This is a genomic window from Dickeya zeae NCPPB 2538 (assembly GCF_000406165.1).
Classification (GTDB): domain Bacteria; phylum Pseudomonadota; class Gammaproteobacteria; order Enterobacterales; family Enterobacteriaceae; genus Dickeya; species Dickeya zeae.
This window is the reverse complement of the sequence record NZ_CM001977.1, coordinates 3,026,409-3,038,447: the sequence shown is the minus strand read 5'-3', so window position 1 is coordinate 3,038,447 and position 12,039 is coordinate 3,026,409. Positions and strand designations below refer to the sequence as shown.

The 12,039-nt window shown below is 54.0% G+C and carries 9 protein-coding genes and 1 tRNA gene; 5 read left to right on the top strand and 5 right to left on the bottom strand.

The genetic code is table 11. The features are described from left to right. Positions 1 to 6: 6 nt before the first annotated feature. Positions 7 to 1,074 carry a Fe(3+)-siderophore ABC transporter permease gene (gene fepD, locus DZE2538_RS13295; RefSeq protein WP_038916539.1) on the bottom strand — a complete coding sequence of 356 codons (1,068 nt, stop codon included), beginning with the start codon at positions 1,072 to 1,074 and terminating at the stop codon, positions 7 to 9. A gap of 209 nt (positions 1,075 to 1,283) precedes the next feature. On the opposite strand from fepD, the gene entS reads away from it, so the two are divergent. Then, on the top strand, positions 1,284 to 2,567 hold the full coding sequence (gene entS / locus DZE2538_RS13290; protein ID WP_038916538.1) for an enterobactin transporter EntS: 1,284 nt from the start codon (positions 1,284 to 1,286) through the stop codon (positions 2,565 to 2,567). 28 nt (positions 2,568 to 2,595) lie between these two features. Here the strand turns inward: entS and fepB are convergent, their stop codons facing one another. After that, entirely contained in the window at positions 2,596 to 3,642 is a 1,047-nt protein-coding gene (fepB, locus tag DZE2538_RS13285; RefSeq protein ID WP_038916537.1) for a Fe2+-enterobactin ABC transporter substrate-binding protein, read from the bottom strand. Between the two features lie 416 nt (positions 3,643 to 4,058). Here fepB and DZE2538_RS13280 point away from each other — a divergent pair, with 416 nt between their 5' ends. Continuing rightward, positions 4,059 to 5,915 (top strand): Svx/AvrXca family virulence/avirulence protein, encoded by a 1,857-nt coding sequence (locus DZE2538_RS13280; protein ID WP_038916536.1) that lies wholly within the window; start codon positions 4,059 to 4,061, stop codon positions 5,913 to 5,915. Between the two features lie 136 nt (positions 5,916 to 6,051). Here DZE2538_RS13280 and DZE2538_RS13275 read toward each other — a convergent pair whose 3' ends face one another. After that, entirely contained in the window at positions 6,052 to 6,858 is an 807-nt protein-coding gene (locus tag DZE2538_RS13275) for a 5'-nucleotidase, lipoprotein e(P4) family (protein WP_038916535.1), read from the bottom strand. Between the two features lie 627 nt (positions 6,859 to 7,485). On the opposite strand from DZE2538_RS13275, the gene DZE2538_RS13270 reads away from it, so the two are divergent. Beyond that, a complete protein-coding gene (locus DZE2538_RS13270; protein ID WP_019844054.1) occupies positions 7,486 to 8,277 on the top strand; it encodes an NPP1 family protein in 792 nt (263 codons plus the stop codon). A gap of 100 nt (positions 8,278 to 8,377) precedes the next feature. Here the strand turns inward: DZE2538_RS13270 and DZE2538_RS13265 are convergent. Next, a tRNA-Arg gene (locus DZE2538_RS13265) sits at positions 8,378 to 8,452 on the bottom strand. Between the two features lie 503 nt (positions 8,453 to 8,955). Here DZE2538_RS13265 and mlaA point away from each other — a divergent pair. Next, on the top strand, positions 8,956 to 9,717 hold the full coding sequence (gene mlaA / locus DZE2538_RS13260) for a phospholipid-binding lipoprotein MlaA (protein ID WP_038916534.1): 762 nt from the start codon (positions 8,956 to 8,958) through the stop codon (positions 9,715 to 9,717). Positions 9,718 to 9,842: 125 nt separating this feature from the next. Here the strand turns inward: mlaA and fadL are convergent, their stop codons facing one another. Then, positions 9,843 to 11,108, bottom strand: a complete 1,266-nt coding sequence (fadL, locus tag DZE2538_RS13255) for a long-chain fatty acid transporter FadL (protein ID WP_038916533.1) — start codon at positions 11,106 to 11,108, stop codon at positions 9,843 to 9,845. Between the two features lie 381 nt (positions 11,109 to 11,489). Here fadL and DZE2538_RS13250 point away from each other — a divergent pair, with 381 nt between their 5' ends. After that, positions 11,490 to 11,786, top strand: coding sequence for a YfcZ/YiiS family protein (locus tag DZE2538_RS13250; RefSeq protein WP_023640267.1), 297 nt, complete (start codon positions 11,490 to 11,492; stop codon positions 11,784 to 11,786). Positions 11,787 to 12,039 lie beyond the last annotated feature (253 nt).

Sequence of the window (12,039 nt, the reverse complement as noted above, 5' to 3'; positions counted from 1 at the left end):
TGTTTCCTAAAACTTGCGCTGGCGTACCAGCCAGATCAGCACCGGCGCACCGATAAAGGCGGTGACAATAGAAACCCGCAATTCACCCGCTACCAACAGGCGGCCGACAATATCAGCGCAGAGCAACAGTATGGGGGCGAACAGCAGGGAATAGAGCAGAATCCAGCGTTGATCCGGACCGGCCCAGCCACGTGCGATGTGAGGGATCATCAGGCCGACAAAGCCAATCGGGCCGGTTAGCGCGGTAGCGGAGCCACACAGCAGCATCACCGACAGCATCGCCATCACACGAATGACCCCCACACGGGTGCCGAGTGCCGTCGCGAGGTCATCCCCCATACTGAGGGTATTCAATGAACGAGCGGCCAAAAAAGCCAGTGCGCAGCCCAGCAGTACGATGGGCGTGACCCAGGCAATGTTGCTTAGGGAACGGATATCCAGCGTACCGGCTTCCCACAGGCGTAACTGATCAAAGGTGTGTGGATTGAGCAGCGACAGTGATGAGGTAAACCCCGACAACACGGCGCTCAGCGCCACACCGGCCAGCGTCAGGCGTATTGGATTCACCCGACCGCCGCTCAGTGTACCGATGATCCATACCATCAGGCTGGCTGCCAACACGCCGAGCCAGGCAAACCCCAGCCACGATGCCATACCGGTAATCCCGAACACGCTAATGCCGAGCACGATGGCGAAACTGGCACCGGCGTTAACACCGAGGATGCCAGGGTCGGCCAGCGGGTTGCGAGTCAGCGCTTGCATCACCGCCCCGGCGGCACCCAGCGCCATGCCGACCAGAATACCGGCCAGTGTGCGTGGTAGCCGCGCCTGTAAAACGATGATGCTGTCCGGACCTTGCGTGTGACCGGCCAGACTCTGCCAGACGACCTCCGGCGCGATGGCGCGGGCACCCAACATCAGGCTGGCGAGACACACCAAAGCTAGCAACAGCAGACAAGGTAGTACGCCACCGAGCCGACGCCCGGTTAACGATGACGATGTGTACGGCAGGACGGTCGCCTGACCACCAAGAGATGAACGCATTGATAAGAACTGCTTTATTAAATAATGCATATGATTATTATTATCATTAATGTTATGGCATGACTAGGGTAACATTGAGGTTTTGGTAAAGACATTGACCTGACGCCGGGTTAAGGGCGTTTACCACAGGATTAACGTCTTGCACCTTGCCGGGTATGCCGTTTTCAGGTCGCTACTGGCGGCGCTGTTGTGCGGCGGCGGCCGCATTTTTATTAAAGACAGGAATTCAACCAACACTCATGGCTAAATCTTCTTTTTTTCTCGACTTCAGCCTGCTCAGGCAGAACGCACATTTTCGCGCCATTTTTATGGCCCGCATGTTGTCGGTGTTTGCACTCGGTATGCTGACCGTTGGTGTACCGGTGCAGATTCAGGCGATGACCGGCTCTACGTTACAGGTCGGTATGGCGGTGGCATTGGATGGCATCGGTATGTTTATCGGGCTGATGTTGGGCGGGGTACTGGCGGATCGCTTTGATCGCCGCAAACTGATTTTGTTTGCCCGTGGCACCTGTGGGATAGGGTTTGTGGCACTGAGCCTGAACGCGTTTTCCGGCTCGCCGTCATTGCTGGCGCTCTACGTGCTGGCGGCCTGGGACGGCTTTTTCGGTGCACTGGGGATGACCGCGTTGATGGCGGTGATCCCGTTGTTGGTCGGTCGGGAAAATTTACCGGCGGCTGGGGCGCTGACCATGTTGACGGTACGACTGGGGGCCATTTTGTCCCCCGCACTGGGCGGTGTGATCATTGTCGCTGGTGGCGTCGGCTGGAATTTCGCGGTGGCGGCGGCCGGTACGCTGGCGACTTTGATCCCACTGGTGCGACTGCCGACCATGAAACCAGCACCGGGTAAGCCGGAGCACCCGTTGCAGGCGCTGGCTGGCGGGGTGCGTTTCGTTTGCGCGCACCCGGTGGTGGGGTGTGTGGTGTTGCTGGGAATGCTGGTGAGCGTGGTCGGTGCCATGCGGGTGCTGTTCCCGGCGCTGGCGGGTGATACATACCACGCCGGGCCATCGGCGGTCGGGTTAATGTATTCTGCCGTACCGTTGGGTGCCATGCTGGGGGCGTTTACCAGTGGTTGGGTATCGGGTGTGCAGCGGCCGGGGCGTATTCTGCTGGGGTGTGCGACCGGGGCGTTTCTGGCGGTGGGGTCGCTGGGGCTGTTCAGCCATTTGTTGCCAGCGTTGTTGGCGTTGGTTTGTTATGGCTATTTCAACGCGATCACCTCGTTGTTGCAGTTCACCCTGATTCAGAGCCACACGCCGGATCACCTGTTGGGCCGGGTTAATAGCCTCGGTACCGCGCAGGATGTCACCGGCGATTCCGTTGGCGCGTTGATTCTGGGGCTGATGGGCAAACTCCTGGTGCCTGCGACCAGCATTCTGGCGTTCGGCGCGGCGGCGACTGCGTTGGGGGCACTGATAACATTGCTGGTGCGCCCACTACGACAATGCCGTTTTGGCGAACCGGTGGAAACACAGCGTGAAGAGGAAACAACCGACGACGCGTTACAGGAAGGGTAACGCGTCGCCGTGTGCTCCATACTGTCGGTCAGTGAGCCGCTGGCCGACGAAAATGGTGTTCGACCTGGTCCAGCATGTTGCTGGCGCTGTAATAATCGAGTCGGAAGGTATCCGGGCCCATCGCCCAGACACGGTGCTGCATGACCGGATCGAGGTGACTGAGGAATGGGTTGTCGATGACTCGCTTCACGCTATTCTCGTCAGTGGCGAACAGCAACAGTGACTGGCCGTTGAGGCTGGCAGCCATATTCTCACCGGAGATTTGCACAATATCTTGCCGTTTGCCCATTCGCGTTTCGGTAGGCAGGTTGTCTGGCAGCGAGGCTAACTGGAACCCGAGTTCATGGAGCAATTGCCCCTGTGCGGACGAGGGTGTCCATAGGTTAACGCCCCGACCGTCTTCGTAATACACCAGCGCCGACACGGGTTGCGGCGGCAACTGAATCGCCTGTTTCACCGCCTGCACCCGCTGTTCGAAACGCTCAGTCACCTGGCGGGCATCGGTTTCGTGACCGGTGGCTGCACCCAGATAGTCAGCCAGTTGTTGCCAGCTTTTGTCACCGTAATCCACCACCAGCGTCGGCGCGATGGCCGAAAGCTGTTCATACAGCTTCAGGGCAGAGTCACCGCCAGTAGCGGCAATAATGATCATGTCCGGTGCGGCCGCGGCAATCGCCTCTGCATTCGGTTCGGTGATATAGAGCGGTTTGACGTGGCGGGCTTTTGCCTCGGCACTCCACTGACGAAAGAACCCTTGCTCGTCAGCCACGATGGTATCAGGGCTGGTGGCACCCGAGCCAACCAGCGGCGCATTGATAGCCAGTAGTGTGCCGCTGAGGGTGACACTGGTGGAAACGATACGCTGTGGCGGGTGTGTGAGTGTGAGCGGCCCTTTCGGCGTTGGTACCGTACGGGGCCAGCCCACGGACGCTGACGCCGGGGGTGTTGGCGTTGGGGAGGCGGCGTTGTCGCAACCAACCAGCAGCATTGCCAGTAACCCCAGCAGCCAGGGTAGGTAACCCTGTTGTTTATTCCCTGATGGCACGCTTTGCGCGCACTTGCCTGATCCCACCATACGATTACCTGTCGAGCATCAAAATGTGCCGCAAGGTTATCGATAATGCGTATCATATTCAATACGATTGAGTGGGATGGTTAATATCTCTTAATGATTTCCTGGGGTGAAAATGATCAGTTAACCATGCTGATTTTTTGGTCTCAGACATGTTCATCGTTTTTTCAAAGTAAAACACACAGCAGCTATGTCATGTTTTGTTAATCATGATTCATCACTGTGTATCGAAAGCATAATAAGTGTAATAAAGTTAATGTGTTGTTCTGTTGAGAACGACGAGATTCTTTATCTATACAAAAACAGGTCATGAAGACCTTAAGGCTGCCTTTGACGTCCGATGTCAGGAGGCTTGCTTTCCTTTTCATTGGATCGTGAGAAGGCGTACTTACTCATTATCATGCTCGGAAAACGGACTTATGTCGCAGATAAAAAAGCATATTTCTCTGGGGCGCTGCTTGTTTGTTGCAGGTAGCCTATTGGCGGCGAACGCTGCTTATGCCGATGAAACCTGTGTGGCAGGCAACTGGCGAGTCAGTAACGTCAGCGATATGCCCGCAGTGCAGTATCAAACCGAACACTTCGCGTTTCGCTGGAACAGTAATCAGGTTAAACAGGCCGACGTTGTTGCCGCCGGTAAGCAGCTGGAGTTGATTTGGGATAAGTTCATCAACCAGATCAAATTCCCGCAGCCGTATTGCAACGCCACCACCAAATACAAAGCGAACATTCATATCGACCCGTCTTTCGGTCTGAACGGTGGGATTGCTGACGGTGGTACCATGGGCATGTGGATCGGTGCGGAGTCCTTGCTTGACCACTGGGGGCTGGCGCATGAGTTTACCCACGCGTTACAAGGGCAGACCGGCAGCTTCCAGTCTTACGGCAATCAAAACTTTGTCGGCTGGATTTGGGAGTCCCATGCGAACTGGATGGCGCATCAGCTTGATGAATACCACGGTACCTCCACGCATTGCTCCGATATGCTGGTGAATTATCCGCACCTCTATCTGGGATCAACCCGCGATCGTTACTGTAACTGGCAGTTCATGGAACACCTGAAGAACCGCTATGGCTACAGCGCCGTTAACGACCTGTGGGCTAAAGCGCCGAAGGTGGGAAGCGCCGGGCAAAATACGACCGACCCGATCAGTGTGCTGAAGAGCAACATGGGCTGGAGCCAATCCGAGCTGAACGATTTCTTCGGCGACTGGGCGATGCACAACGTCAACTGGGACTATACCGATCCTGACGGCTACGATCGCAGCAGCTTTTATCGCCTCAGCTATGGGGGTTATGGTGCGCTAACACCCTCCCAGTCCAACGCTGATCAGCTATTGCGTACTACCGCGCTGGAGCCGGTCAGTGCCTCTGGCGTAAGACGATTTGCCGTGCCGTTTGATCAGGCACCGCAGCGCTGGGGTTACAACATTGTTCGCCTGATCCCGGACAGCGGTGCCACCAAGGTAACGGTGTCGTTTCAGGGTGTGGTGCAAAGCGCACCGGCGGTTAACCGCCTGCCGGGCTTAAAGAACGATCCGGTTTCGCTTACCCAGCCGGATTCCGATTGGCGTTGGGGGCTGGTGGCGATCGACTCCGCCGGTAAGAGCCGTTACAGCGCGCTGCAACGTGGCGCGTCGGCCCAAATCAGTAACTTTGCGGTGAAATCCAATGACAAAGGGCTGTATCTGGTGGTGATGGGGACACCGTCGCAAATGCATCAGATCACCTGGGATCAGGCGTATTACTCGTTGTACCGCTATCCGTGGACGGTGGAGCTGACTAACGCCTGGGCGGAAGGCTCACAGCCAAACGCGCCGACACCGACTGCCAAGGGCCGTCGCCATAGTAACGGCGGTGGTTGGGTGGCGAATGGTGCGCAAGTGGCATCGACCGCGTATGTCGGGCCATATGCCCGCGTGATTGGTGGCAAGGTGCTGGATTATGCCCGTATCGAAGATCATGCGACGGTGTTAAGCGGCACGGTTTCGGGCAATGCCCGTGTGGGTGGCCTCACTGTCGTGCAGGGCGATACGGTCATCAAAGACAATGCGCAGGTGAATACCGTGTTTAAAGGGCCGGGAGCATTTGAGCGTGGCGTGGTGGTGTCCGGCTCAGCGCAACTGCGCGGTGATGCGGAAATTCGTGGGGTTTCTGTCTCTCAGGGGGTGTTCTACGGCTTCATTGACGACAATGAGGTGCGGGACAATCAGGCCGGTGCCAGCCTGAGCGACGCGGTGCCTGAAGTGACCGAACGCCCGGCTTACGCCAAATAAGCCACAGATAGAATCGCGGGATGTTATCGGTGAGTCGATAATATCCGTGGTTGTCGATGTGAGTGGTTGTCGACGAGAGTGAATAAACAACGGGGCAGACGCCCCGTTGTTGTTGAACAATGCGCTGTAATTCGGATTACTGGCCGTTCCAGACACGCATCTGTTGGCTGCGTACCTGTAACTTTTGTTCTGGTGTCAGCGCGTTATAGTTGTTGCTAAGGCCGCTTTCCCAGTCGCCGTAAAGCGGGTTAGGCAATACGATGAACTGTGTGCCGAATTTCGCCCGGTTTGCACTGACAAACGCACGGCGTTCGTCGTTCAGCTTGTGGTACGTCGCTGCGCCGAAATCATTGAGGTTATCGCCGATATACAGCACGATCTGGTTGCCTTTCGCGCTGATTTCATCAAAGCGGGCTTGTTTATTGCTGCTCCCTTTGCTCAGCCACAGTGTCTGGCTGTTCACGTCCGGGAAACCGAGTTTTAGCATGTTTTCGCGGGTATCCGTGGCTTCGCTTTCCAGCCGGTTCGAGACATAGAACACCTGCCCGCCATGACTATTCACATAACGTGCAAATTCCACTGCGCCGGGTACGGCCAGAGCCTGACGGGCATGTGACCAGCGGCTCCAGCTTGCCGGACTAAAGGGCTGATGCTCTTTGGCCTGCCAGCCGCTGTAGGCGCTGTTATCCAGCATGGTTTCATCCAGGTCTACCACGACGACTTTTTTCTTACCGGCAGTCACGGGAGCGGCATCGAATGCCATGCGAGCCGAGTTGAATGCCTGATAACACAATGCCTGATATTCACCCGACTGCTGGAACCAGTTCAGAGCCAGCACCGACTGGTTAGAGAGCGTCGTCTGGGCTTGTTGTGACGGTGTGCTGCAACCGGTTAACGCCAGCATTACCATCAGAGCACCTGCGCTGAAAGTCAGCTTTTTCATGTGTTTTCCTTTCTTGTTTGGGCCTGGCAGGGTAAGTGCACCGCGCCGAAGTCATGGAGTACGTGCATCAACGTATCGAAACAGCAATGTATCAGAGAGTAAATACGCAGATTTTATTTGTACGCACTTTTTTAAGTGCTGTCACGAATCTGTGGGTGGACGAAGACGGGCTTCAGAAGGTGCCACCACGATGTGAGGGGCAGGGGAGTGAAGCACCTGTCTCATCAGGCGCTAAAAGAAATACAGTGAAAAACAAAGGACGATAATAATAAGAAAAATAACAGCGAATTAAATGTGAATAATTAATTGGAGAGGGTTATATCGGTTTTATTTATTTTAAAACAGAAAAGAAAATGAATATTGAAGCGGTAATATAAATTTGTTTCTTCGGGGAATCGTTGGTTGCCGTCTGAAAGATAGCTATGATAATTTGCGGGAGGCCATTCTTTATCTATTTTTTGTCATAGGGATGAAATAGATGGTTGATGGTTTTTCTTATTAATAGTTTTACTAAACAACGATTTTCTGATTAAAGGATTACGCGTTAACCGTAATCCCTCTCTTTATTTTTACTTTTAAAAACACGAATGGGCATGACGCCTAAGCAAAATAGAAACAGGAGATACTATGTTTTTAAAGAAGAAAGTGATTCTGGCAACTCTCCCTCTCTGGGCCGTATTTACTGTGCATGCTGATGATTTCGACAAACTGGATCAGGCATTGCCCTCCGGTGTTAACGCGGCATCGATTGCACCGGTGTTTGATTTCGATACTGATGGCTGCTTGCCCAGTGCCGGAATCAGTCGCAGCGGTCAGCAAAATGGCGGCCTCAATCCGACCGGTAGCCTGACAGGTGGTTGCCGCTGGACGACGTTTCTCGATAAATCCAATACACTACATCGGTACGCCTGCGTGAATAGTGGCGGTAACCGCTACTGCGGCCATTTTTATGCGCTCTATTTCCTGAAAGATCAGATTGCGGCGGGCGTCAAAAGCGGCCACCGGCATGACTGGGAATATGCGGCAGTCTGGACCAAAAACGGCACAGTAACGCATGGTAGCTACAGCGCCCACGGCAAGCTGACGACGGCTGCCGCTTCTAGCCTGGATAAGCAAAATGGCCACCTGAAGTTTGTCTACCATAAAGATGGCGCGCTGACCCACGCGTTTCGTTTTGCCAAATCAGGCGAGCAGGCAGAAAACCCTTATAACACCTTTGTCACGCCGGATATTGTCAGCTGGTATGCCGTGCATGGTGATGGCGTCAGCAATCAGGACATGCGTAATAAGATGAATTCGTTCGATTATGGCTCGGCAGATATTCCGATGAAGGACAACAACTTCCTGTCTAACCTGAACGCGGGCAAACCGGGTGATTACCCGAACTTCACGCAAGCCAGCGTGGACAGCGCTAAATAATGTACCGGCCGGGCCTGACAGTCCGGCTCACATCATTTTATGATTTATGTTTGTTTTTAAAGGATTTTTATACTTTCTGAGAAGGTGTGAGACGGGGTGATGGCGTCCCCAGCAGGAATCGAACCTGCAACTAGCCCTTAGGAGGGGCTCGTTATATCCATTTAACTATGGGGACCGCGTTGGCGTCGCATTATACCTGATTTAGCAGTCTTCATAAGCACTTGCCGGTGCGTTTGCTCAATCTGCCACCAGTTTTGAGCGGTATACCGGTCTTAATCATGCTATCTTCCGTTATCCGAATCGCCCTGATACGGGGATGACTGTATAGCAAGTCACTGAATTCGGTTGCGATCGCACAATGGGTGCTGGAATTTTGCGGGCGGCTAACGCAGGATCTGCACTCTGCTACGGTTGACCATCGCGTCGGCGACGGTGGCGAACCGATGAGCGTCTTTGTTCATCGTACCAGGTAAGAACCGGACAATTCCGAAGCATTGATGAGAGCTGCGTCACGTCTGGTGTTGCGATCAGGCGATTGCCATTTTCCGATATGCCGCGACAGGGCGGCACGGGCAAACCAAAGCCCGGTGTATTAAAATGATAACATGTGGCCTTGTGCGCTGACGGCCCAGTGGCAGGTCGTGCGGACCGCATGAAAGTTCAGCAGGGAGATACGTTATGAATTTTCGTCTGGGTGGTGTGGTACTGGCGAGTGTGGTGCTTGCCGGCTGTGCCAGCTCTAAAACCTCAGCGCCGGAGCAACGTTCGGATCCGCTGGAAGGATTCAACCGTACCATGTTCGGGTTCAACTACAATGTGTTGGATCCCTATGTCGTTCGTCCGGCAGCCGTAGTCTGGCGTGACTACATGCCACAGCCTGCACGTAACGGGCTAACCAATTTCTTCGTCAACCTGTCTGAACCTGCCACGATGGTGAACTATTTCGCTGAGGGGAAACCCTATCAGGCGATGATTCACCTTAACCGTTTCTTCCTCAATACCTTACTGGGTATGGGTGGCCTGATTGACGTGGCCTCGATGGCGAATCCGAAGCTGGCGAAAGAAGAACCACATCGCTTCGGCAGTACCTTGGGCTATTACCATGTGGGCTACGGGCCTTATCTGGTATTGCCGGGGTATGGCAGTGCGACATTACGTGAAGACGGTAGTGGTGTCGTGGATACGCTCTATCCACCATTGAGTTACCTCACGTTCTGGATGTCGGCGGGTAAATGGGTGGTGGAAGGGTTGGAAACCCGAGCCAGCCTGCTGGATTCCGACGGGTTGCTGCGTAATTCGTCTGATCCATACCTGATGGTGCGTGATGCTTACTTCCAGCGCCATGATTTCCTGGCGAACGGCGGTAAATCCGTTCCGGTGGTCAACCCGAATGCTAAGGCGATTGAGGGCAGTCTGGACGAAATTGATTCTAATAAATAAGTCTGGTTGTCGTGTTATACAGGTAGCTACATGGAAGTGAAACCGGAGTAATCACCGCATCAGCAATCGCTATGCAGGAAAGCAAAAGGCCGCAATTGCGGCCTTTTTTACACACACAGACGGTGTCAGAAGCTGTAGTTAAAGTTCACACCGTACAACCACGCCTGCCCTTTAGAGGTAAAGGTGTAGGAAGGCACGCTCTGGGAAATGCCCGGCTCGTGGATAGTCACTTTCTGGCCATGCATGTAAGACACACCCACATCGACTGACGCGTCTTTATTGAAGGCGTAAGTGGTACCGGTGCTCAGCCACAGACGATCCTGATCCGGAATGGAGATAGTGCGTTTGTCAGCCGGAACCGGGCTATCGTCAAACGCGATACCCGCACGGAAAGTCCAGTTGTTGTCGTAGTAGTAGGTGGTTCCCAACGCGATACGGTAGGCGTCGTGGAAACTCTCGTCTTTTTGGAACAACTGCTGGCCGTTGCTGCCGGTAGCACGCAGTTCCTGGAATGCGCTCCAACTGGTGTAGGCCAGACTGTAGTGAACGGCCCATTGCGGTGCCACACGATGGTACGCAGAAAATTCCCACATTTCCGGCAGGTTGAGCGTCAGCTTACCGGGGATGGTGGTACCACTGGTGCCGCGTGGCGCTGCCAGGTCACTTCGGAACGAACCGTTAAAGTCGATATCAACTTTGGAACGGTAGCTCAGGCCAAAACGGTTATTTTTATCCAGCTCGTACAAGAGACCGGCGTTCCAGCCATAACCCCATTCTTTACCGTCCAGATGTGTTATCTCAGCGGTTGGGCTCACGCGCAGCGCCGGGCCGATTTCACCGGCATTACGCACAATTTTGGCATCGGCGTATACGGCGTTAACACCCAGACCAAAGCTGAAATGCTGGTTGAGGCGATAGGCGGCGCTCAGGTTCAGGTTGGTCGTTTTCAGGTCGGTTTTGCCCGCAATGGAACCGGCACTGTAATTATCACTGAATTCGGTTGCCAGACCGAAGTTGGTGGTGGCAAAAGCACCTACCGCCCACTGATCGTTCAGCGGCATGATGAAATGCAGGTTAGGCACCCAGGCGTTGGGCGCGATGTTATCGGCGCTGGCGTCACGGCCGCTGCTGCTGGTGCCGTGCAGGTTGATGTCTGGGTCAATATAGGTGACACCGCCGGAAAACGACGGGCGATCAAACATCGTCATCGTGGCTGGGTTGCGGCTGCCGGAGCTGGCGTTATCTGCAATGGCACTTTCACCGGAGAAAGCACGCCCGAGGCCCGATGAAGAGAATTCATTCAACTGGAAACCCGCTGCGGTTGCATTGGATGCCATGAGCGCCAGCGCCACAGCAAGTGATGTTTTCTTTAACAGGACTTTCTGGCTCATGACCGAAACCTCACTGATATTGGCTATTTTTGTTAGCGTGTAACAAGGGACGCGCATTGTAGGGGGGCTTACTGGGCTGACAAATCAGACCAGTTACGAAAAATATAGAATTAACACTATGAAATGTTTTCTTAAAGTTCCATGTATGTTGCAAAAATGATTCAAGAATTTGGAGCTGGTTAACAAATGTTATGGTTGTGTTTAGGGTTTTTAGCTTATTTCATTGAAAAATAACGTTAATGTGTGATCTGGGTCACGTAATGCCCCTTTAGTTGGTAAGTGCTAGTGATAGGCCGTCCGTGTGAGTAAAATGAGAGCCAGATTACATTGATGGCCCGCTTCCGCTTGAGGAAGCGCCTGTCACCGCAGAGGAGTTTTGCCATGACAAACGCGATTAACAAATGTAGCGCAGAAGAAACCGCCGCCTGTTGCTGTGTGGATGTGGGAACCGTAATGGATAACACCGACTGCACGGCGTCTTACAGCCACATTTTTACCAGCCGTAGCGATGCAGAACAGATGCAGAAGCAATTAACGGAAAAAGCCCGTTCAGTTGAATCTGAACCTTGCGTGATTGATGCCCGCCTGTCTGAGGTGGACACAGGGGTCAAACTGGATATGGATTTCACCTTCAGTTGCCAGGCCGAAACCCTGATTTTCCAGCTGGGTCTGCGTTAATTCTCCGCTGTGCCAACAGCCCTGAGCGGGATCTAACCTGAGCTAACAGCGGCCCAGAACGGGTCGGGATTCCCGCACACTCTGCCTCGTTTTGTGTCTGACACGGAGCGAGGCGGTATTCCTCGCTATCATCTCGTCATTATTTCTGTCGTTCCTGCCATTTTCATTTCTGCGCTTTTGTTGTCTTGCGCCGTGTCGCTTTTCGTCTGGCTGTGCGCTGCCGTATCGCTATACCTACTGTATCGGCGTACCG